We start from the raw sequence: 22,039 nt of genomic DNA, 5'->3' as shown, positions 1-22,039 counted from the left end.
CAGGGAGGGTTAAACTTCAAAAGTTTATTTAGCCAACAAAGGCCGAATAATGTGATTACTTTATTCCGTAATAGGCAAATGGCCTTTTATCATGAAATGAAATCACTTCCCCTGAAGAAAAAGCAGGATAGGTTTAGATTTATTATTTTCCTTATATTTAGAAGTAGCAATTAGCGCTAGTTATCAGTTATTTAAAAGCAAGCATATGAAACCGCTCCTTCAAATTTTATTAAGTGTCCTCCTTTTTAATGGCTGTACACCTACCGAATCCTTCGATGTGCTAATCAAAAATGGTGAAATAGTGGATGGCTCCGACGAAACATCCTATACAGGTGATATTGGCATTAGAGCAGACACTATTTCGGCGATTGGAAATTTATCTGGAGCCAAAGGTGAATTAGAAATTGATGCTACAGGCCTGGCAGTAGCTCCTGGATTTATCAATATGCTTAGTTGGGCCGTTGATGCCTTGATTGAAGACGGGAAATCGCAAAGTGACATTAGACAAGGCGTGACCCTGGAGGTTTTTGGCGAAGGCAGTTCTATGGGTCCATGGAATGAGGAAATGAAAAAGGATGAACAGGAAATGCAGGGCGATATTAAATACCCTATTAGCTGGACTTCTCTTAGTGAGTACCTCGACTTTATCGTTGAAAAAGGTATATCAACAAATGTGGCCTCGTTTTTAGGTGCGACAACATTAAGAATACATACTGTAGGTTATGAAAATCGAGCGCCAACCACAGAGGAACTAGATGCCATGAAGGCCATGGTTAAAAAGGGGATGGAAGAAGGTGCACTAGGCATTGGTTCATCACTCATTTATGCACCGGCCTTTTATTCCAGTACTGAAGAATTAATAGCGCTCTGTGAGGTGGCTTCCCAATACGACGGCATGTACATCTCACATCTCCGAAGTGAAGGGAATCAACTCTTGGAAAGCCTCAATGAATTGATTCAAATTGCTGATGAAGCCAATATTCGGGCAGAGGTCTATCACTTAAAGATGGCTGGAAAAAATAATTGGAATAAATTTGACGCCGTGGTTTCCAAAATTGATTCAGCAAGAGAAGCTGGACTTGCTATCACAACGGATATGTACACCTACACAGCTGGAGCTACTGGGCTGGATGCAGCTATGCCACCTTGGGTGCAGGAGGGAGGCTATGAGAAATGGGCAGAAAGATTACAAGACCCGAAAGTTAGAGAACGACTAAAAGAAGAAATGGTTACGCCTACCAATGAATGGGAAAGTTTGATGATGGGGGTTGAATCTTATGAGGACATGCTTCTGATAGGTTTTAAGAACGATAGCTTAAAGTATTTGACTGGAAAGTCACTGGCAGAAGTGGCAAAAATGCGCGATACCTCTCCAGTAGAAACCGCCATGGACCTGGTCATTCAGGATGGCAGTAGAGTTGGGACAGTATATTTCATGATGTCTGAAGAAAATGTAAAAAACAAATTGCATTGCCTTATATGAGTTTTGGCTCCGATGCCGCCTCTTATGCTCCTGAAGGGGTTTTTCTTAAATCAAGAAGCCACCCCAGGGCTTATGGTAATTTTGCACGACTTCTAGGCAAATATGTCCGTGATGAAAAAGTGATATCTCTAGAGGAAGCAGTGTACAAACTCACTACCTTACCGGCCACAAATTTGAAAATCCAAAAGCGTGGAGCAATCAAGGAAGGCTTTTATGCGGATTTGGCTATTTTTGATCCGAAGAAAATTCAGGACCATGCCACTTACGACAATCCAATGCAATATTCAACAGGAATGGTCCACGTTATTGTCAATGGAACGCAGGTTCTCAACAATGGTGAACATACAGGGGCATTACCAGGACAGGTAGTAAAAGGTCCGGGATACAAGGCAATGAAATAGTGTCATAGAACAAAAGCTAAAAAATGAAGAATACGCAATCATATCTATTGATTTTTGTTTTGACCCTTTTTATTCTAGGATGCAATAATAAAAATTCGCAAGAAACGCCCTGGGAAAAATCTACGCTTTTGTTCGAAGATTCCGGAACGGAAAATTGGCAGCAAAAATGGATGTTGGATGGGCTACAATCCAAAGTAATAAACAGCAAAGAGGGAATGGAGCTTATTGCTGGCCCTGAACATGGAAATGATTCAAGCCATACAGTGCTATGGACCAAGCAAACTTTTGAAGGAAATATCTCCATTGAATACGATTATACCCGGACAGACACCACTACTAGATGTGTTAACATCCTGTATTTTCATGGGGAAGGCAAAGGCGATGCTGATTATCCGAGTGATATTTCGCTTTGGAATGATAAACGCAAGGTGCCATCGATGCGTACGTATTTTGATAACATGAATACTTATCATATAAGTTATGCCGCTTTTGGTGCTAATGAATATTCAGGCGAAAACGATTATATTCGATTACGACGTTACAATCCCAACAAAGACGGGCTGAAAGGAACAGATGTGCCCGACGATTATTTTAATACAGGATTGTTTAAACCTGACGTAACCTATCATATTGAGGTTATTAAATACAATAATTTCATTGAAATGCATATTCAAAACAAAAATGACAGTTCTGATTATTTGATCTGCAAATGGGATGCATCCCTATTCCCTTTGAATGATTCTGGAAGAATTGGCTTACGTCACATGTATACCCGAGCTGCCAGGTATAAAAATTTTAAAGTTTGGAAGCTTAATTAAGTGCTTTTAAAAAAAAACGTATGCCTAAATTTTAAGTCATTTCATCACGAATTTGACCATTTCTGGATAAGCCCAAAAAAATAAAAATGAGCCATAACATTTCAGTTAACATTAGAAAGAGCATTATTAGCCTAATTTTTCATGGTTTAATTTTGGCACTTTTCTTTCCTATTTCCTTTATCGCAAAGGCCCAGCAGCCCAATATATTGGTGATCATTTCAGATGACCTGAATACCAATATAGGTCCTTATATGGACACGGATTACCACACGCCTCATCTTGATCGGCTTGCTTCCGAAGGAGTAAGGTTTTCCAGGACTTATAGTCAGTTTCCACTGTGTGGTCCATCCAGGGCTTCTCTGATGAGTGGCTTGTATCCGGAAACAAATGGTGTATTGCGAAACAATGATCAATTGGGCAGCTATAGAAAGGAGACACCAGCTTTGGCCGATCATCCTTCTATGGCGGGGTTTTTTAGAGAAAGGGGTTATTATACCGCCAGAATTTCAAAGATTTTTCATATGGGGGTTCCCGGTGGAATAGAAAGAGGTGCAGTAGGGGGAGATGATCCTGATTCCTGGGATTATGCCTACAATGTACTTGGACCTGAAACCTTGAGCCAAGGAAAGTTGGAGCTGCTATCCCCCAAAAACCTCCATTATGGTTCTAATTTCGCTCAAATGATTATTCCCGATAGCCTGGAAGGAACACAGACGGATTATTTGGCAGCCAGTCAAGCCATTGCTGTTTTGGAAAACCGAGCGGGAAAAATTCCTCAAGGTGGCACCAACAAACAAAGGGTTAAAAAAGACGCACCTTTTTTTCTAGCCGTTGGATTTGTTAGACCACATGTGCCACTTATTGCTCCCGAAAGTAGTTTTGTTCCTTATCCTGTCAATGAGGTGGTATTGCCGGCGGTTAAAATTGGAGACAATGTTCCCTTGCAGGCTTTGAAAAGACAAAATGAAAAGATTTTTGGCATGGATAAGCTACAACAGCAAAAGACAATAAGTGCCTATATGGCCAGTGTCAACTTCATGGACAAACAGGTTGGAAGGTTATTGGATGCCTTGGATAGGCTGGATTTGAGAAATGAAACCATTGTTATTTTCATGTCTGACCATGGCTATAATTTGGGAGAACACGAATGTTGGTCAAAATCCAGCTTGTGGGAGGGGAGTATAAGGGTTCCGGTTATCTTTTCTGTTCCTGGTAAAGGATATGAAAAAGCCTATGGGAGCAGTTCTGATGGTATAACTGAGTTGCTGGATATTTATCCAACTTTAGTAGACCTTGCTGGGTTCTCTACTGAAAAACCGGCTATCCTTCAAGGAAAGAGCATGGTGCCTCAGATTAAAGGAAATAATGCATCCCTTGAAGCAAGGCATGCTTATACTATTTACAATGATGGCGCAAGTTTGCGAAATGAAAAGTGGAGGTATACCCGGTGGGGAGAAGCTGCTTTGGGGAATAACGAAGAACTATACGATCATGCCAATGATCCAGAAGAATTCGAAAACCTGGTAGGAGAAGGTAAATATGCTGAAGTTTTAGCCGACATGCGGAGAAAATTGGATGAGGCAAGAAATAATGCTCAGACAGGCCTAAAGAACCTGAAATAATCGTTTATGTCCAAGTAATCTGGCGCTAATTAGTTTGGTTGGTTATAAACACTCACTATAAAAGATCCAGTTTTTTGTAGTTTCATTACTTACATTTCCGTTATTTTTTTCTCATTTGGTAAATTTTTCATCCCAGTGGAGTAGCGCAGCCGAAATCAACAGCTATAAAATTATAAAGCAACCCATGCACGGTGGCTGAGCGGAGCCGAAGCCCAATTCTCTTACCAATAATTCACTCAAAAAAAGCTTCATCCCACCAGGTAAATGGATAGTACTAGAAGTGCACGAGGTACTACTTCGGTGGCTGAGCGGAGTCGAAGCCATTCTCGACTCAATTGACAAATTATATCATATGAAAAGATGATTTAGGTCATGTGATTTTCTTACGGTCTGATTTACCTTTGATCCATCAAAACAATCAAATAATCATGTTTTTAAACCCGATTCTATTAAATAAAGCTAAACCAAACCCTTATGAATAAACATGTAAAATGGACCATATTTTCCCTGTTAGTCCTTTTCAGTACTTATGGGAATCAGGTTTTTTCACAACAGACCTATAAAGTTGCATCCGATCCTGAAATGAAAGTTTCTGGGACTTCTACCCTTCACGATTGGGACATGATTTCCACGGAAGCGAATGGAACTGCATCACTTAGAATTTCGGCGGGCAAGGTGACGGCTATTCAATCCTTTAAGATTACCATGCCGGTAAAGTCGCTCAAAAGTGGTAAAGGGCCAATGGACAAAAATGCCTATAATGCTTTGAAGGAAGAAGACCATCCTGAAATAACTTTTAATATGTTAGAAGCCCATCAAGATGGGGGGGAACGATTGGAAAGTATCTGGAAGGCTCCAGTTGGCTGGCAATACCCAAACAGTTTCTTTTCTACTTAAAATTTTAACAGAGGGCGAAAGCATTTCTCTTTCAGGTTCTGCTGATGTAAAGTTAACCGATTTCAAGGTGGATCCTCCAACAGCGGTATTTGGCACCATCAAAACGGGTGATGAAATGACGATCAATATTAAGATGAAACTAAATCCAATTAATTAACTCATTAATTTTTGCTATCATGAAAAAGTGTATTTTATTTCTGACAGGAGCTATTTTATTGTCCTTTAGCAGTTTTGCCCAACAAAAAGACATGCAATTTTGGAGAGCTTATGATCAGAGGGGAATCAATGTATTTGAAACTGGTAAAGCGGATTCCGTTGCCTTTGATGGTCTAAGGGTACGAATTGGAGGAGCATTTACGCAACAGTTTCAATCCATAAGTCACGAAAATTCAGCGACACCATTTTTGGATGATAACGGAGTCAATACCAATCAATTGATGGACATAGGGACGGGATTTAACCTGGCTACAGCTAACCTAAACATAGATGTGGAACTGGCAGACGGAATTAGACTGAATTTGATTACTTATCTCTCTTCTAGACACCATCCCGAAACTTGGGTCAAAGGTGGGTATTTGCAGTTTGATAAACTTGCATTTCTAAACAGTCAGGTTTTCGACCAAATAATGGAAAAAGTGACAATCAAAGTAGGGCATATGGAAGTCAATTATGGAGATTCTCACTTTAGGAGATCAGACAATGGCAATGCCTTCTATAACCCATTCGTTGGAAACTATATTATGGATGCTTTTGCCACAGAAATAGGTGCTGAAGTGATTTATCAAAACAATGGATTCATCGGGGTGGCCTCCATGACCGGAGGAGAAATTCAGGGAGGAATAACCAACCCAGGCAAAAGGAAACCTTCCTTTATTGGTAAACTAGGTTATGACAAAACATTGGACAATGACCTTCGACTTAGAATGACTGGTTCCGTTTACACCACTGCTGGTTCGGTCAATAACACCCTTTGGGCAGGGGATAGGGCTGGCTCCCGTTATTATCTAGTAATGGTAAACACCCTTGCTTCTACGTCCAATTCTTTAACTTCAGGTCGTTTTAGCCCTGGTATGCGTGACAACGTGACCGCCATGGTTTTGAATCCTTTTGTAGCTTATCGTGGATTGGAGCTTTTTGGTACTCTGGAACAGTCTAAAGGAAAAGCATCGAATGAAAGTGTAGACAGAACCTGGAATCAGGTAGGCATTGATGCTGTTTACAGGTTTGGGTCTACAGATAATTATTATCTGGCTGGTCGCTACAATCAAGTAGGAGGTGAAATGCCCGATGGATTGGAACCTAGCATTTCCCGAGTACAAGTTGGTGGTGGTTGGTTTATTACCAAAAACATTCTAGCCAAACTGGAATATGTCAATCAAAATTACCAGGATTTTGCGCCAACTGACATCCTTAATGGTGGTTCATTTAACGGAATAATGATTGAAGGAGTAATAGGTTTTTAACAAATAGATTTCAATACTATGCGTATCGCACTGTTGCTTGGCTGTTGTTTTTTACTGATCGGGGCTTTTGAAAAAAAACCTTGATTATTGATCAAACAGAAATCATTGTGAAAGGAAAAACATCCATAGGAAGTTTTGAATGTAGCTATGAAAGCCAAACGGAGAGCGATACGCTTTTTTTTGATAACAAGTCTCCTGACACTACCTCACTAGATTTTGAAATCCCAGTTAGCGCATTTGGTTGCGGAAATTTTTTACTGAATAGTGATTTTAAGAGAACCCTGAAAGCCGAAGAGTATCCCATCTGTCTGGTTTCAGTAAATAAACTGCGAAGAGGGTCTCGGAAGATTTATGGGGATATTTATTTACAAATGGCAGGTAAAGAGATCGTCCTGGAAAAGGTTGTTTTTCACCAATTGAAAGAAGGGCTACAAGGTACTTTATACCTGTCTACAGAAGAATTAGGGCTGGATGCATCAAGTCGTTTGGGTGGGCTTGTAAAAATTGAAGAATCTATCGAATTGGAAATCAACCTGTATTTAGAGGCATCTTGATTGATATTAACTTTTATACCTATTTCATTATACCGGCGACCAATCTAGGCCAAAGCTCATAATAGAGTGCTCTAAATTACCCTATGGCTGAGCGAAGCGAAAGCCACCTATGATTTTTGAATGAAACCATTTTATTTCAAAAGAGCTGCCCGAAAACTGTAAAAATTGGCTGATTTTAGAGTAATTTCACGTGACAATGATTTGACATTGCATATGTAGATTTTCTGAAGTCAATCGATAATCCAACACAGTTTAAACGAACCACCTCCATGAAAGCATTTGTCCTAATTCTTGCAGTATGCTGTTTAGCATTTACTACTGAACATTTTCGTGCCACCCATGTCTTTATGATCGGGGATTCTACCATGGCCAACAAACCTGAGCATAACTTGCCAGAATATGGCTGGGGACAGGTTTTAAACCATTTTTTCACTGATGGAATAGTGGTCGACAACCATGCTAAAAATGGCAGGAGTTCAAAAAGTTTTATTGACGAAGGGTCTTGGGAAAAGGTAATTACTCAAGTGCAGAAAGGAGATTATGTGATCATACAATTCGGTCACAACGACCAGAAATCAGATACAGCAAGATATACCGGACCTTTTGATACCTATCAAGATAACCTTAAAAGATTCATAAATGAAACGAAGGATAAGGGTGGTATTCCTATTCTCTGCACTTCAATAGTCCGCAGGCTTTTCAATGATAATGGCACTTTGAGAGATTCCCATGGGGATTACTTGACAGGAGTAAAGCAGGTGGCCAATGAAACAGGTGTGTATTTTATAGACATGGAGGCCAAAACGAAAGAGTTGATGGAAAGTATGGGGTCAGAAAAATCAAAACAATTGTACTTATTCTTTGAATCTGGGATTTATCCGCATCGGCCAGAAGGTAAAGAGGACAATACCCATTTATCTCAATTGGGAGCCTTCACCATAGCAGGTTTGGCTGTAGAGGAAATGAAAGCATTGGGCATACCTTTGGTTAAAGACTTGGTTAACAAGTAGTCTTGTTGTCCAGAAAATACAATAATCGGGTTCCTTTAGGCAGTGGTTTCAAAAGCATGGTTACAATCAATAACCTTTAGACTATTAAATGGAAGAATTATCTTGGGATGATTTTATAAAAGTTGAAATGAGGGTAGGTACTATCCTTTCAGCTGAAGCTTTTAAGGAAGCCAGAAACTCAGCCTATAAATTAACAATCGATTTTGGTGAACATGGGATAAAGAAAACCTCAGCCCAAATAACCAAACTGTACACGCCTCTTGATTTAATTGGCCGACAGGTGATTGCTGTTATGAACTTTCCACCAAAACAAATCGCCAATATGATGAGTGAATGCCTGGTATTGGGTGGGCTTGGTGAGCATAAAGAGGTTACCTTAATTCAGCCGGAAAGTGCAGTACCGAATGGTACCAGGATTGGTTAATGTGAGAAAAATAATAGCCACTATTGTAAAATTATGAAAAGATCGGATACGTTGATGTAGATAACCCTGTTTTTTGCCCTATATTCCGCCTTTTAAATTGTCTAAAGGATATACCGACGCAATCCTTCCTTAATCTTCCAAAGATCAGTAAACCGAAAAATAATATTTTAGAATGAAGTCTCTATTTTTATCTTTAGCTGTTGCCCTTACCGCCATATCCTTAACCTGTTGCAATCCAAAGGAAGTTACTTCCAACAATGAAGTTTCTAAGGAGGTAATGGAGCAAATATTTGAAGAGGTAAAAACACCTTTTAAACAGGGGGTGGTATTTCAGCATCCGGATACGAGTAAAATGATTGACTCGCCAACCATTTTCCGCAAAGATGAAGTTTGGTACATGACCTATATTGTATTTGATGGGCAGGGTTATGAAACATGGCTGGCTGAAAGTCAGGATTTAATACAATGGGAGTCTAAAGGGAAAATATTGTCTTTTACGGAAGATACCTGGGATGCGAACCAGAAAGCTGGCTATGTTTCGCTTGTAAATACGGAATGGGGTGGTGATTATAGTGTGGAAAAATACCAGGGCCAATACTGGATGAGCTATTTGGGAGGTAATTCTACTGGTTATGAATCCGGTACCCTTAAAATCGGCATGGCAAACACCGACTCACTAATAGATTCAAAAGAGTGGAATACCAACAATACCCCACTTTTATCCCCTGAGGATGAGGGTGTTCGTTGGTTTGAAAACAAAACGATATACAAAAGCCTGGTTATTCGTGACAATGAAAAGCACACAGGACATCCTTTTGTAATGTATTACAATGCCAAAGGCGATATTGCCAACTATGAAAGTATTGGGATGGCTGTTTCTGATGATATGTTGTCTTGGCAGCGCTTTGGTGATGATCCTGTTATCACAAGAGGCAATGGCATTTGTGGAGATGCCCAAATTGCAAAGTTCAATGATATCTATATCATGTTTTACTTTGGGGCCTTTTGGAAACCTGGTGCCTTCGAAAGGTTTGCCTGCTCTTACGATCTAATCAATTGGACCGATTGGGAAGGCGAAGACCTAATAGCGCCCTCAGAAGATTTCGACAAAAAGTATGCCCATAAGCCATGGGTGATAAAATGGAAAGGTGTAGTGTATCACTTTTACAATGCAGTAGGTAGCGAAGGAAGGGTAATTGCTTTGGCTACTTCAAAAGAGCTAAACCAAAAGAGGCAATAGTTTTTTTGTAGCCTTATCACTATTCTCCTGAAGTCCTTTATCTAACTTTAAATCGAATTTTTAGGGAATGTGGTACTGATTGACTGGTTTAGAACAAATTTTGGTTTTAAAATTATTTTCCAATTTCAATTTTTTTTAATCTCCTGCTAAGGGGGAACACGCATTCGGTTGTCATTAGATAAACAAAAGAAACTTATCTTATGAAACCTGGAGTATTTGGCTTATTTATTTTGACCGCCTTTTTGTTCGCCAATGCAATTTTTGCACAAAGCCCTTTTCAAACCATTCGAGGGAGGGTTGTAGACACGGACAGCAAAAGTGCCATTCCTTTTGCAAATATTACGATTGACAATTCTAACCCATTAATTGGAGTTACCTCAGACATTGATGGGAATTTTAAAATTGAGAATGTAACAGTTGGACGTATAACCTTGGTAGTTTCTAGTCTGGGCTATGAAAGGGTTACGATTCCAAATATTTTGTTGATTTCTGGTAAGGAGACTGTCTTAAATATAGAGATGAAGGAATCTTTTCAGCAATTGGACCAGGTGGAAATAAGGGCTTACAAAAGAGGGGAATCTACCAATGAAATGGCAATAAGTTCAACCAAACAACTTTCCATTGAAGAATCAAAACGGCATGCAGGAGCCATAAGTGATCCCGCACGCCTGGTGTCTTCTTTTGCTGGAATAACCAATGAAGGTTCTGGGAATAATGATATCATCGTGAGAGGGAATAACCCTCGTTTTATACAGTGGAGATTGGAAGATATAGAAATCCCCAACCCTAATCATTTTGCCATTGAAGGGTTGACAGGTGGCCCTATCAATGCACTGAATAGCCAAATGTTGGCCAATTCAGAATTTTATTCAGGCGCCTTTGCTTCTCAATATGGCAATGCTTTATCAGGTATTTTTGACATGAAGCTCAGAAAAGGCAATGATGAAAAACAAGAATACAGTTTCTCATTAGGAGTTCTGGGGCTTGATTTTACGGCAGAAGGTCCCATCAGCAAAAAGAACAAAAGCAGCTACCTGATAAACTACCGTTATTCCACCCTTTCCTTGTTGGATGATATTGGCCTAGTGGATTTCGGGGGTGTTCCAAGGTACCAGGACTTAAGTTTTAAATTCTATTTCCCAACGGAAAAAGCGGGAATCTTCACCTTGTTTGGATTAGGGGGAGCGAGTAATATAGGTTTTGTCACCACGGACGAGGAAGACGAGGACATCATCCTGGAAGATGGTTCTCAATACAGCCAACTGGCTGTTACCGGGATCAAGCATTTTATTCCCTTGGGAGGCAATACTTACTTAAAATCAATTGTTTCTTACGGTTTTAATGGAAGTGATTTGATTGAAAAAAGGCCCTATGAAGCGGAAATATTAAAAGAATTTTATAACGCTGGGTTAAACAATCAAACGACAAGGGTATTGTCCACATTACACCATAAGATTAATTCCAAGCACAATTTTCAGGTAGGGCTAATGTACGCGCATAATAATTTTGATTTTGAAAATGTCTATTTCAGCATTCCTCAAAACCAATATTTGAAAGGCCAGGAAAATCAAGGTGCTGCTGATTTTACTGAGGGTTATTTCAACTGGAAATGGAGAATTTCAGCACTTCTAACTGCGGTAAATGGTGTGCATGTCTCTAAAAGCAGTTTGAATGAAAAGGTATACATGGAGCCCAGATTAGCGCTGAAATACCAATTGGATGAAACACAAAATGTGAATGCAGCTTTTGGGTTACATAGTAAAATGGCCTCTCTTCCCAATCATTATGCATTGGTATACCAACCCAATGGAAATTTCTCTATGCCCAACAAGCATTTGGAGCTGATGCAGGCTTCGCACTATGTCTTGGGCTATGAGAATTTATTGAATAGCAACTTGTTTTTAAAGGTTGAAGCCTACTACCAGCATTTGTATAATATCCCAGTAGAGGACAAAGTTGGGAGTCTTTATTCATTAATCAATCAGGATGATTATTTTGTGGATAAGGCCATGGTGAATGAAGGGGAGGGAAAGAATATTGGTTTGGAGGTTACGCTAGAGCGATATTTTAGCAATCAATTTTACTTCTTACTCACAACTTCCCTCTACGATTCGAAATACAAAGCAATAGCTGGTGGTTGGAAAAACTCGAGGTACAATGGGAATTATGTAGGTAATTTTCTCTTTGGAAAGGAATTTACTGTGGGCCAAAAAAACTCCAATGACAAAACCATAGGAATAAACTCAAGAGTCAGCCTATTGGGAGGTAGAAGGTATACCTCTATTGATTTAGAAGAATCTATAATACAGGAAAAGCAAGTCGAGAATGAAGGTCAATACCTGGGAAATAAAGCGAAAGATGTATTCTACCTTAATTTGGCATTAAGTTATCGTGTCAATAAACGAAAGCTAAGTCATGAAATGAAGTTGGATATTCAAAACCTTACCAACAGCAATACTACGATTGATTACTACTACAACAACGTAAAAAAAGAAATCGATAAAATTCCACAATTGTCCATGTTTCCAGTAATGAGTTACACGGTCAATTTTTAACGGGATTAATTCAGCCTTTTTTAATACCCCCCTTTGTCGTTACAGTTAACAACAAAGGGGGTGTTAAATTCATATTTTGCGTCAATTGGGCAATTCAGATAACCCCAAAAAGCTACTTCAATACCTTTACCTTAATAGGAGATTTTAAATTCATATCGATTTTTTCGATGGTTTCCAGATTAGGCTTGCCATTGGGTATATAATACCTGAACTTGCTTTTATAGCTGGCTCCGGGAGCGATGTAAAATTCACCATCCACCATGGGTGCATAAACCCAGTAAGGCATTGTAGGGTGAACACGAATGGCTTGTGGATACCTGAAGTTATCAGGGAATCCAAATACCGTTACACCTCCAATATTATTGTCAACTTCACCCGATGCAGTAACCCAAGAAGCATGGGTATGATTGGCATCTTCATTTGTAAATCCCTCAGAGGTAAGGATTTTCCAGGTATTGCTAAAGTGAACACTGTCTACTTTATTCCACTCCTTACTTCCTCTAAAACCCATTCCACCATAATGGTATTCCAATATAAATAGCGTGTCTGAACTGGTATTGGTCTGTTCAGAGGATAAGTCAAATAGGAAATAATCATCGGTCGGATAAACCATAATGGTCCATTTTTCACCGAGTACTTCTCCTTCTTTTAGGCTTAAATGCCTCAATTGACTTTCGATAATTGCGGCGCTAGATCCTGCCTCAGCTGTATTCAAACTTACATGTTCCGCTGTACCCGTTTCGGAATGTTGGTTCCAGAAGTCTACTTTTTCGCCCTTAAATTGAGTGTTTACCCAAGCATTGAAAATAGCGTGGTGATGGGTATGTCCTGCAGGGAAGGCATCAGTGAGTATTTGACCACTGGGACTATACAGAGGATGGATCATGCCACTTCTCTTGTAATAATCTGGTAATCCGTTTGGAGGGTTGGCCACGGCAGTTTGGTAAAAAAGAACAGGTTGTTGTCCGGATAAAATTTCTATGCCTTCTTCGGTCTTATTTATTTCCATTTTATGCTTTTCTGTACCTGTAGCTTTTGACAGGCCAAAAACAGCTTTGGTGTCGGCAGGCATTTGGTCAATAAAAACCATTAAGTCCCCAGATGGAAGTATTTGAGCGGGGTAATTTTTACCACTGGTTTCATTTTTGAGTAAATAATCACCCGCTAATGCCAAATCTGTATCGAGTGGGATGGTCAAAGGATAGTTTTCCCTTTCAATGCCATCCGCATTTATTTCAATATTTAAAATTGGAGCTGAGGAGCAGGCCGTAATCCATACGAGAACTACAGGCAGTAGAAATAATCGAAAAGTCATATTTTCAGTTGAATACATCAAGATAATTAGAAGATTCAATATCGTTAGGAATAGACATTTATCCTACTACAAATTGATCAGGAAAGATATGTTTTTATGGATGGCAACAGGTTTTTATGGATATTAAGGTGTTTTTTACGTTATTTAGGAGAATTTAAAACCCTGTTTATACAATAGAATTGCCTGAACTTCTTAGATTCTGATTTCAGCACGTAATAGATTGTCTATTGCATAATCCGGGTTAAACTTTACTGAATTTAATTCATACAGATGCAGATATTAAAGCCATTGTTTCTACTGTTTTTATTGTGCCTCCTTCAGCCGATTGGTTATGCTCAGGAATCGCTCGATGAATTGGTCCCATTAGACGAGAAAGTCCGTACCGGGCAATTAGAAAATGGCTTAGAATATTACATTCAATACAATCCCAAGCCTGAGAATAAATTAGAATTGCGTCTGGCCATTAAAGCAGGTGCAATGCAGGAAAATGATAACCAGTTGGGGCTTGCTCATTTTCTCGAACACATGGCCTTCAATGGATCTGAGCATTTTGAAAAAAATGACCTTATTAGTTACTTACAATCCATAGGAGTTGCTTTTGGAAGTGACCTGAATGCCTACACAAGCTTTGATGAGACGGTTTATATGTTGCCGATTCCCACAGATGAGGAAGAAAAGCTAAACAATGGCTTTCAGGTAATGAGGGATTGGGCAGGAGGACTGTTATTGGCTTCAGATGATATAGAGGCAGAACGAGGGATAGTAGTTGAGGAATGGCGTACTGGTCAGGGAGTAAACCAAAGGTTAAGGGATGCCTATTTGCCAGTTCTGCTACATCAAAGTCGCTATGCTGACCGCATGCCAATAGGTGAAATGGATATTATTAGGAACGCAGCAGATTCCTTGGTCAGGCAGTTTTATCAGGACTGGTACCGACCCGATCTCATGGCTGTGGTAGCGGTAGGGGATGTGGATCCTGACAAGGTAGAAGAACTGATAAAAAGCTACTTTTCAGATTTGAAAAACCCTTTAAATGCTCGGAAAAGAGAGTATTACAATGTACCCACACACAAAGAAAACTTTGTAAAAATAATTACAGATGAGGAAGCACCAGGCATACAGGTGCAGCTCTATTACAAGCAGGACGCCAGGCCATCTAACAGCTACAAAGATTATAAAGGCAGAATCCTTAGAACGATGTTTGGAGGAATGATCACACAAAGGTTGGATGAGATCAGACAAAAACCCGATGCCCCCTTCATCTTTGCTGGTGCCAGGTATGGTAACCTTGTGAGACCCCTGGATTTCTTTACCATATCAGGTGTTGTAGGCCCAGGAAAACTCAAAGATGGGTTTCTGGCTTTTCTTACAGAGAATCAAAGAGTCGTTGACTATGGCTTTACCCAGAGTGAACTGGACAGGGTCAAACGTTCCTTATTAAATAGTTCGGAAAAATCATTTAAGGAAATGGACAAAGTGGAGTCCAGGACTTTGGTAGGTAGGTATGTTTCCCATTTCCTAAACAACAGCTTTGCTGATGGCCCGGAAAGCAGGTATGATTTTTATCAGGACATCATCCCAAAAATCACCCTTGAAGAAGTAAATGACATAGCCAGGGAGCTGATCAGGAAAGAAAACATTGTTCTCATCGTGACCGCACCAGAAAAAGATAAGGAAACCTTGACTCCTGAAGCTGAACTGTTGGCACTCTTGGAAAATGCAGATGCAATTGAAACGACCCCTTATAAAGAAGACCTGGTAAGAGAAGAATTGATGCTGACCAAACCCAAATCCGGTGAGGTGGTAAATGTGTCTCACGATGAAGAGGTAGATGTGACGACGGTGTTGCTAGGCAATGGAATGAAGGTTTATTTTAAGCCTACAGACTTTAAAAATGATGAAATAATTTTCTCTGCAAGCAGTGAGGGAGGAACCTCTTTGTATTCCCTCGAGGATCATTACAGTGCGAATTATGCTGGATCAGCCATAAATATTATGGGCATAGGTGACTTTACTCCTTCCCAACTTAAAAAAGTATTGGCGGGTAAGAATGTTCAGGTTACGCCTAATATTAGTACTTATTCGGAGAGTATCTCGGGAGCCACAACACCTGGAGATTTCGAAATGGCCCTACAACTGATTCATTTGTATTTCACTTCCCCAAGGATGGACAAATCACTTTGGGAGGTGTTTTTAGCGAATCAAAAAAATCAATTGGAAAGCGCGAGTGTAAATCCTGATTTTCAGTTCAATAAAAGGGTCAATGAAATAATCAGCAATGGCAATCCTAGGGGGAAAGGTATTTATACTGCTGGGCAATTGGACTCCATAGACCTTAGCAAAAGTCTTAAAATCTATAAGGAAAGATTTGCCAATGCTGGTGACTTTAATGTACTGTTTACAGGCAATATTGATAGGGAGAAAATGCTTCCTTTGGTAGCCCAATATTTAGGTAGTTTGCCTGGAGATTCCACGGGAAAAGAAGACTTTATCGATTTGGGTTTAACTCCACCTCAGGATCGAAAAGAAAACATAAAAGTAGGAGTTGACGATAAAAGTCAGGTAATTCTATATTTCAGTGGTGAAACGGCTTATGATTTAGAGAAATCCCAGCAACTCTCTTATTTGGGAGAAATTCTTACCATTAAATTGATCGAAACCCTTAGGGAAGAAATCGGTGGTGTATATGGTGTTGGCGCTAGAGGAAGTTTAAGCAGGGTTCCTGAAGAACGCTTTAACTTCTCCATTTCATTTCCTTGCGGACCGGAGTCAGTAGATAAATTGAAAGCGGCTGTTTGGGAGCAAATTCAAAAGATTCAGGAGGAAGGTCCTGATGAGGCTGATTTAGAAAAGGTCAGGGAAACCAAGCGTTTGGACCTGGAAGAAAATCTAAAACGCAATGGCTTTTGGCACGGACAGTTAAATGCAGCCATCAATGGAGGACTTCCTTTGAATACGGTATTAGGAGCAGAGGGTCGTGTATTAGGTGTCACTGCTACAGAGGTTAAACAAGTTGCCAATGAATTTTTGCAAAAGCCATACCTATTGGAAATCACCAGGTACCCAGCCAATTTCGAAGAGTAATAGAAACAAGATAATTATGCTTCAACCCAAACTGAAATACGTTGAATAGTAACATTTATCAGCAATATAAACTTATCGAAGGCAGTGAAATCAAGTAAGCTGACTAAGGCCTTCTCATAAAAGCATTTCGATTTATCAAAACGTAATTTTTCATTAACAATTAACAATTAACCATTACAAAACCCCAATGATCAATTTTCTAATAACGCTTATCTCTTTTTATTTCGCTGATGCTACTCAGATGAAAGAGAATGTACAATTGAATACACCTACGGAGCAAGACCTCTTCGTTGCAGGTGAAGGTGGTTATCATACCTATCGCATTCCTTCGCTTCTTGTAGCGGCAGACGGTTCTGTTCTGGCATTTGTTGAGGGGAGAAAATCAGGAAGTTCAGACACCGGAGACATAGATGTCTTAATGAAAAAATCCACTGATGGAGGACTTACCTGGTCAGAACAGAAAGTTATTTGGGATAAAGGGGAAACTGTTTGTGGGAACCCTAACCCTGTGCTTGATGAAACCACTGGAGAAGTCCATTTATTGCTTACCTGGAATAGGGGAGATGACCATGAAGGAGACATAATTGCCAAAAAAAGCAAGGATACCCGCAGGGTTTTTGTGATGAAATCCACTGATAATGGGGACAGCTGGTCCGAAGCATTAGACATTACCAAAACCACCAAGGATCCGACCTGGGGTTGGTACGCTACTGGCCCGGGAATGGGAATACAAATCAAGCATGGCCCGAATAAAGGGCGTTTGGTAATTCCTGCCAATCACAGTTATGATGACCCTAATGGAAATGTAAGAGGAGGGCCTTTTGAATACGGAGCCCATGTCATTTTTAGTGATGACCATGGAGCTACCTGGGAACTTGGTGGATCGATCAAACCTAAAATGAATGAAAGTCAACTGATAGAAATGGCAGATGGTTATGGTACCCTATTAATGAACATGCGGTCTTATTTTGGTAAAAATAGGAGGGCATTGTCTGTTAGCAGAGATGGTGGAGTTACTTGGTCTGATCCGGTAGAGGCAAGCGCTTTAATTGAGCCGGTCTGTCAGGCTGCTTTCATACGTTATTCCTGGCCAGAGGATAGGACTGGTGATTTGGCTTTGTTTTCCAATCCTGCAAGCACAAAAAGAGAGAACATGACCATCAAGCTAAGTAGGGACAGCGGCAGGACTTGGGCCGCATCCAAAGTGCTCTATACAGGCCCATCGGCTTATTCTGCTTTGGCAGCTTTGCCCAATGGCGAATTTCTATGTTTGTATGAAAAAGGAGAAGAGAATGCTTATGAAAAGTTAGTGTTGGCTCGTTTGTCTTTGGATAACTTGCGATAAGATAAAAAGACCTAAAGAACAAAAACCCCTCTCCGCATAATGGCAGAGAGGGGTTTTAATATTTTAACCTGAATTAAAAGAGGTTAATAAGTACCGTTCGTTAGCTAACATCCATCAAAGCCAATTTTTTTTCCAGCATTATGGAAATTAGTGAAATGGAATTACTCTATAAACAATTGATCAATAAATACTGGTCTGGGAATTTCAATGTTTTTCCCGGTAGCTTTAAGCATTCCAGTATCGCTGTCCAGGGTGAAGATGGCTAAATTGTCTGTTTCCATATTGGCTACAAAAACCAAGGCCCCTTTTTCATCTACTTTAAAATTTCTAGGATGTATGCCTCCCGTAGGTACATGCCCTTGGGTTTCTAACAAACCTGTAGCTTGATCTACTTTGTATACGACTAAATTGTCCTGTCCTCGATTACTTGCATATAACCATCGGCCATCCATAGAAAAATGAATGTCTGCTCCCGCATTATAGTCACTATGAAGTTTATCATTTAGCATGTTGATTCGGCCAATAGGGCTAAGGTCGCCATTTGTCTGATCCAGGCTATAAATGCTCACTGTATTGCTTAACTCCTCTAAGGAGTAAGCAAATGGAAGACTGGGATGGAATACAAAATGTCTTGGTCCAGCCCCAGGGGTTGTTTTTATAATCACTGGATTTTCATCCACCGTTCCTTTTTCCAGATTGACCTTGTATTTCAAGATTTGATCAATTCCTAAATCTGAAGCATAAACCCATTCGCCGTCTGCAGACGGTATCATGGAGTGCATATGGGCTTTGGTTTGATTGGCATGCACACTTTTACCCGTATGTTGAATAAAAGAAGCCACCTCGCTTAGTCCTCCTGTTTCCAGGATTTTAAATGTAGACAAATTTCCACCTTGATAATGGGATAGGAAAACGACATTTCCAGTCGGGTCTACACTAATGTGGCATGGACTAACTCCAGCTGAAGATACCTCATTGATTTTGCTGAGTTTACCGGTATCAGGTGCGATGGAATAGGAAACTATTGTCCCAGTTTCATCCTTTTCATCTTTCCCTTCCCTGTAGGCAGCATAAAGAAACTGTTTGTTAGGGTGCAAAGCCAAAAAGGTAGGGTTTTGTTTGTCATGAACGGTCTGAACAGTAGTGGTGGTTAGATTTTCTCTGTCAAATTCCAGTACATATATTCCTTTACTGTTGTTTTGGCTATAGGTGCCGACGTAGATAATTTCTTTGGATTTTTGGGCCATAAGGGTGATTGGTGAACACATTAAAATAAATAACAATATAAAAGATATCCGCTTTACCAGTGAGGTAAATAGCAAGTTTCCAGTTTTACAAATCATAACGGAATATAAGATTAAAACATCAATTGGTAATATTAAGCTTAAGAAAAATCTACCGTTTACTTTAAATAGGGGCTTAACACCTCGTTGATTTTAGTAAAGACGGCTGTGTTTTCATATATCCCACGGAAAAGACCAGCCTGAGGACCATAGGCAAAAATGGGTACCATGATGGCCGTATGATCTTCAGTAGTAAATTCAAGTTCTACCCTTCGGTCATTTAAATTTCCTTGTGGGAGGGTGATTCCTCCAGTCTCATGATCAGCAGTGATGATTACCAATGTCCGCCCATTCTGGTCAGCAAACCGAAGGGCTTCAGCAATCGCTTGATCAAAGTCAATTCCTTCTTCTATTACCGTTTCACTGTCATTGATATGTCCTCCTGAATCGATATAAGCACCCTCTACCATTAGGAAAAAGGGTTTGTTTTTGCTTTCTAGAAATTGTAAACTGGCTTTTGTAGCATCTCTTAGGTAGCCTTGGCGGCCATTCATGACTTTTGGCAATTCATCTTCTGAAGCAAAAAAGCCAACTTTTTCTGAACTGCTTTTTGCTAACGCATCCAATGAACTTGTGAGATGAAATCCAGCTTGGGATAGGTTTATGGTTTCATCTTTTTCAAATCTTGTGAAATCGTTTTTCCCTCCCCCAATAAATAAATTCAAAGGGCTTTTGGCCAGGTCACTGGCAATTTCCTCGGTCATGTCCCTTTCCGTCCTGTGTGCATAGAATGCCCCTGGTGTAGCTCCGGTTAAGTTATCAGTGGTAACAATTCCAGTTACAAAACCGTGGCTACTCAAAATCTCAGGAAGGTTTTTTGCAGGACTTCCATCAGGAAGTGCCCCCACACTTCTGTTCTTTACTTTATTTCCTGTAGCCAATGCCGTCCCTGCTGCTGCAGAATCAGTAGTGAAATCATCCGCTGCCTGTGTTTTGATCAATCCAATATTTTTGAGCTGTGTTAAGGTCAATTGATTGCCATTGCCATACATAGCGGCAGATATTTGGGCAAGCCCATTTCCATCACCTATAAGTAGGATTACATTGTCAACAGGGCCGCTGATCCCATCTCTTTCAAACGTAGGCTTGTAGATCTTGCGTAAGTTTGGGGTTTGGTAATAGCGGTCATTCAGGTTGCTTAAATAGGCATTGGCCGCATAAGGATGATCTGTATTGATAAAGTCCACACCTAACTCACTCAGTGCTTTCCATGATGTTTTACTGTCCGGGGTAGCCCAAAAACGGAATGGTTTGCCCAAACCATGTACAAGGTCGAGGACTGATTTTATTTTGGTGAGGTCTTCATCTACAAGCCGGCCTTTTCCATTCCATTGTGAAAAGTTTTTGAAGCTTAAACTGAAAAGTTCAATTTTCTCCAATGGTAGATTGGAGGTGTCCTGAATACTTTGGTAGTCAAAAAATATCGGAAAAGGATACTTAGGGTAATCTTCTACTTTTGGCCTGTTTCCTGAGATAACAATTTTCACAAAAGGATTTTCCTGATCTTCCCAAAGGGCTCCATAAGGTTTGATGGCTTCCACTACTTTGTCTAATGTGGAATAAGCTTCGGTTTTAATGTCTACCAGAAGTAGCGTTGGTTTTAATGTGCCCAGCCCAAGGTTTTTGGCTTTTAGCATTGGATCCAAGTAAAGAGTGGTAAGGGTTTGGCCTTCTTTTATACTCTCTTTTTCATGCGCTACATACAAGGTATTCCCTTGAAGTATTACATCTGCTTCTATTGATGCTGCTTCATTGGCATAGGCTTCCCAAAAAAGGTGCCTTGTGAAGATAATCATTATGGCTGTGGATTTTTGCTTCCTGACCAAAGCTTGTCATTGGAATCAATAGTATTAAAATAGAGCCAATAAAAGCTTTTAAAACTGTCTTTTCCTTTTTTGAATGCATCTTAGGGAGGTTTTAAAATTTAACCCTAAATTAAAGTTAATGAGCCGAATTAAGGATTAAAATCAGCTTTATTTTTAGTTTTGGATGCCTTTCTGGTTTTTAAATTGTAGGCATGAGTTTTATTTTCTATAATTCTTCATTTTTTTTGATAAAACATCACTTTGGTATAAAACTTGTATTGTATTACACATAGCATCTTAGTACAAGGTGTTAAGCTTTTAAATTTTAAACCACAATTAAAAAGACATTATGAAATCAGCGAAGATAATTTTAGGGACATTGGCAGGAGTTGCGATAGGGGTACAAATTGGATTGTTGATAGCTCCTGAAAAAGGCAAAACAACAAGAAAAAAACTATCTCAGAAAGGTGAAGGTTATTTGAAAGATATCAACGGACAATTTGACCATTTTGTAAAAGGAATGAACGAAAAATTGGATAAAATGAATAAAAATATAGCCTCTGTAGCCGAGGAAACGAAGACTAAAGGAAAAAGTTTGATCGCAGATGCGAAAGATAAAACCAAGTAAATTTTTTATTGTTATAAGGCCAATGGTTAACATTGGCCTTTTTTTTTACTAA

Annotated in this window: 18 protein-coding genes; 15 read left to right on the top strand and 3 right to left on the bottom strand. The window is 39.8% G+C overall.

Annotated elements, in window-relative coordinates; translation table 11 throughout:
• Nucleotides 1–205 precede the first annotated feature (205 nt).
• The 12 genes from ADICYQ_RS23070 to ADICYQ_RS23020 all read left to right on the top strand — a co-directional run bounded on the left by ADICYQ_RS23070 (nucleotide 206) and on the right by ADICYQ_RS23020 (nucleotide 12,467).
• Nucleotides 206–1,483: an N-acyl-D-amino-acid deacylase family protein gene (locus ADICYQ_RS23070; protein ID WP_020889288.1), complete on the top strand. Its 1,278-nt coding sequence runs from the start codon at nucleotides 206–208 to the stop codon at nucleotides 1,481–1,483.
• Nucleotides 1,480–1,884 (top strand): amidohydrolase family protein, encoded by a 405-nt coding sequence (locus tag ADICYQ_RS29125; protein WP_020889287.1) that lies wholly within the window; start codon nucleotides 1,480–1,482, stop codon nucleotides 1,882–1,884. The genes ADICYQ_RS23070 and ADICYQ_RS29125 overlap by 4 nt, the downstream gene beginning before the upstream one ends.
• 23 nt (nucleotides 1,885–1,907) lie before the next feature.
• A complete protein-coding gene (locus tag ADICYQ_RS23065; RefSeq protein ID WP_020889286.1) occupies nucleotides 1,908–2,702 on the top strand; it encodes a DUF1961 family protein in 795 nt (264 codons plus the stop codon).
• A gap of 86 nt (nucleotides 2,703–2,788) precedes the next feature.
• Complete coding sequence (locus ADICYQ_RS23060; protein ID WP_051160334.1) at nucleotides 2,789–4,324, top strand: sulfatase; 1,536 nt, start codon at nucleotides 2,789–2,791, stop codon at nucleotides 4,322–4,324.
• Nucleotides 4,325–4,798: 474 nt separating this feature from the next.
• Nucleotides 4,799–5,221: a hypothetical protein gene (locus ADICYQ_RS23055; protein WP_020889284.1), complete on the top strand. Its 423-nt coding sequence runs from the start codon at nucleotides 4,799–4,801 to the stop codon at nucleotides 5,219–5,221.
• Complete coding sequence (locus ADICYQ_RS30510; protein ID WP_081652423.1) at nucleotides 5,145–5,378, top strand: YceI family protein; 234 nt, start codon at nucleotides 5,145–5,147, stop codon at nucleotides 5,376–5,378. Before ADICYQ_RS23055 ends, ADICYQ_RS30510 begins: the two co-directional genes overlap by 77 nt.
• A 19-nt stretch (nucleotides 5,379–5,397) precedes the next feature.
• Entirely contained in the window at nucleotides 5,398–6,684 is a 1,287-nt protein-coding gene (locus ADICYQ_RS23045; RefSeq protein ID WP_020889282.1) for a hypothetical protein, read from the top strand.
• A 107-nt stretch (nucleotides 6,685–6,791) separates the two neighbouring features.
• Nucleotides 6,792–7,238, top strand: coding sequence for a YceI family protein (locus tag ADICYQ_RS23040; RefSeq protein ID WP_152520519.1), 447 nt, complete (start codon nucleotides 6,792–6,794; stop codon nucleotides 7,236–7,238).
• A gap of 269 nt (nucleotides 7,239–7,507) precedes the next feature.
• On the top strand, nucleotides 7,508–8,248 hold the full coding sequence (locus ADICYQ_RS23035) for a rhamnogalacturonan acetylesterase (protein ID WP_020889280.1): 741 nt from the start codon (nucleotides 7,508–7,510) through the stop codon (nucleotides 8,246–8,248).
• A gap of 88 nt (nucleotides 8,249–8,336) precedes the next feature.
• Nucleotides 8,337–8,672 carry a tRNA-binding protein gene (locus ADICYQ_RS23030; RefSeq protein WP_020889279.1) on the top strand — a complete coding sequence of 112 codons (336 nt, stop codon included), beginning with the start codon at nucleotides 8,337–8,339 and terminating at the stop codon, nucleotides 8,670–8,672.
• A gap of 172 nt (nucleotides 8,673–8,844) precedes the next feature.
• Entirely contained in the window at nucleotides 8,845–9,912 is a 1,068-nt protein-coding gene (locus ADICYQ_RS23025; protein ID WP_040417847.1) for a glycoside hydrolase family protein, read from the top strand.
• 200 nt (nucleotides 9,913–10,112) lie between these two features.
• On the top strand, nucleotides 10,113–12,467 hold the full coding sequence (locus tag ADICYQ_RS23020; protein ID WP_020889276.1) for a TonB-dependent receptor: 2,355 nt from the start codon (nucleotides 10,113–10,115) through the stop codon (nucleotides 12,465–12,467).
• Nucleotides 12,468–12,579: 112 nt separating this feature from the next.
• Here ADICYQ_RS23020 and ADICYQ_RS23015 read toward each other — a convergent pair whose 3' ends face one another.
• Nucleotides 12,580–13,782 (bottom strand): DUF6807 domain-containing protein, encoded by a 1,203-nt coding sequence (locus tag ADICYQ_RS23015; protein WP_020889275.1) that lies wholly within the window; start codon nucleotides 13,780–13,782, stop codon nucleotides 12,580–12,582.
• A gap of 270 nt (nucleotides 13,783–14,052) precedes the next feature.
• Between ADICYQ_RS23015 and ADICYQ_RS23010 the strand changes: the two genes are divergently transcribed.
• Nucleotides 14,053–16,866, top strand: coding sequence for a M16 family metallopeptidase (locus ADICYQ_RS23010; protein WP_020889274.1), 2,814 nt, complete (start codon nucleotides 14,053–14,055; stop codon nucleotides 16,864–16,866).
• 187 nt (nucleotides 16,867–17,053) lie between these two features.
• Nucleotides 17,054–18,211 carry a sialidase family protein gene (locus ADICYQ_RS23005; protein ID WP_020889273.1) on the top strand — a complete coding sequence of 386 codons (1,158 nt, stop codon included), beginning with the start codon at nucleotides 17,054–17,056 and terminating at the stop codon, nucleotides 18,209–18,211.
• 161 nt (nucleotides 18,212–18,372) lie between these two features.
• Here ADICYQ_RS23005 and ADICYQ_RS23000 read toward each other — a convergent pair whose 3' ends face one another.
• On the bottom strand, nucleotides 18,373–19,458 hold the full coding sequence (locus ADICYQ_RS23000) for a lactonase family protein (protein ID WP_020889272.1): 1,086 nt from the start codon (nucleotides 19,456–19,458) through the stop codon (nucleotides 18,373–18,375).
• 155 nt (nucleotides 19,459–19,613) lie between these two features.
• Nucleotides 19,614–21,350 carry an alkaline phosphatase gene (locus tag ADICYQ_RS22995; RefSeq protein ID WP_020889271.1) on the bottom strand — a complete coding sequence of 579 codons (1,737 nt, stop codon included), beginning with the start codon at nucleotides 21,348–21,350 and terminating at the stop codon, nucleotides 19,614–19,616.
• A gap of 358 nt (nucleotides 21,351–21,708) precedes the next feature.
• Between ADICYQ_RS22995 and ADICYQ_RS22990 the strand changes: the two genes are divergently transcribed.
• Nucleotides 21,709–21,987: a YtxH domain-containing protein gene (locus ADICYQ_RS22990; protein ID WP_020889269.1), complete on the top strand. Its 279-nt coding sequence runs from the start codon at nucleotides 21,709–21,711 to the stop codon at nucleotides 21,985–21,987.
• The last annotated feature ends 52 nt before the right edge of the window (nucleotides 21,988–22,039 follow it).

The organism is Cyclobacterium qasimii M12-11B (assembly GCF_000427295.1).
GTDB classification, from domain to species: Bacteria; Bacteroidota; Bacteroidia; order Cytophagales; family Cyclobacteriaceae; genus Cyclobacterium; species Cyclobacterium qasimii.
The sequence above is the reverse complement of the archived record's forward strand: the minus strand, read 5'-3'. Positions and strand labels throughout refer to the sequence as shown.

Excerpts from the sequence above, each read along its gene's own strand:
- ADICYQ_RS23070 (WP_020889288.1), top strand. The coding sequence starts at position 206 with ATGAAACCGCTCCTTCAAATTTTATTAAGTGTCCTCCTTTTTAATGGC.
- ADICYQ_RS29125 (WP_020889287.1), top strand. The coding sequence starts at position 1,480 with ATGAGTTTTGGCTCCGATGCCGCCTCTTATGCTCCTGAAGGGGTTTTT.
- ADICYQ_RS23065 (WP_020889286.1), top strand. The coding sequence starts at position 1,908 with ATGAAGAATACGCAATCATATCTATTGATTTTTGTTTTGACCCTTTTT.
- ADICYQ_RS23060 (WP_051160334.1), top strand. The coding sequence starts at position 2,789 with ATGAGCCATAACATTTCAGTTAACATTAGAAAGAGCATTATTAGCCTA.
- ADICYQ_RS23055 (WP_020889284.1), top strand. The coding sequence starts at position 4,799 with ATGAATAAACATGTAAAATGGACCATATTTTCCCTGTTAGTCCTTTTC.
- ADICYQ_RS30510 (WP_081652423.1), top strand. The coding sequence starts at position 5,145 with ATGGGGGGGAACGATTGGAAAGTATCTGGAAGGCTCCAGTTGGCTGGC.
- ADICYQ_RS23045 (WP_020889282.1), top strand. The coding sequence starts at position 5,398 with ATGAAAAAGTGTATTTTATTTCTGACAGGAGCTATTTTATTGTCCTTT.
- ADICYQ_RS23035 (WP_020889280.1), top strand. The coding sequence starts at position 7,508 with ATGAAAGCATTTGTCCTAATTCTTGCAGTATGCTGTTTAGCATTTACT.
- ADICYQ_RS23030 (WP_020889279.1), top strand. The coding sequence starts at position 8,337 with ATGGAAGAATTATCTTGGGATGATTTTATAAAAGTTGAAATGAGGGTA.
- ADICYQ_RS23025 (WP_040417847.1), top strand. The coding sequence starts at position 8,845 with ATGAAGTCTCTATTTTTATCTTTAGCTGTTGCCCTTACCGCCATATCC.
- ADICYQ_RS23020 (WP_020889276.1), top strand. The coding sequence starts at position 10,113 with ATGAAACCTGGAGTATTTGGCTTATTTATTTTGACCGCCTTTTTGTTC.
- ADICYQ_RS23015 (WP_020889275.1), bottom strand. The coding sequence starts at position 13,782 with ATGACTTTTCGATTATTTCTACTGCCTGTAGTTCTCGTATGGATTACG.
- ADICYQ_RS23010 (WP_020889274.1), top strand. The coding sequence starts at position 14,053 with ATGCAGATATTAAAGCCATTGTTTCTACTGTTTTTATTGTGCCTCCTT.
- ADICYQ_RS23005 (WP_020889273.1), top strand. The coding sequence starts at position 17,054 with ATGATCAATTTTCTAATAACGCTTATCTCTTTTTATTTCGCTGATGCT.
- ADICYQ_RS23000 (WP_020889272.1), bottom strand. The coding sequence starts at position 19,458 with ATGGCCCAAAAATCCAAAGAAATTATCTACGTCGGCACCTATAGCCAA.
- ADICYQ_RS22995 (WP_020889271.1), bottom strand. The coding sequence starts at position 21,350 with ATGATTATCTTCACAAGGCACCTTTTTTGGGAAGCCTATGCCAATGAA.
- ADICYQ_RS22990 (WP_020889269.1), top strand. The coding sequence starts at position 21,709 with ATGAAATCAGCGAAGATAATTTTAGGGACATTGGCAGGAGTTGCGATA.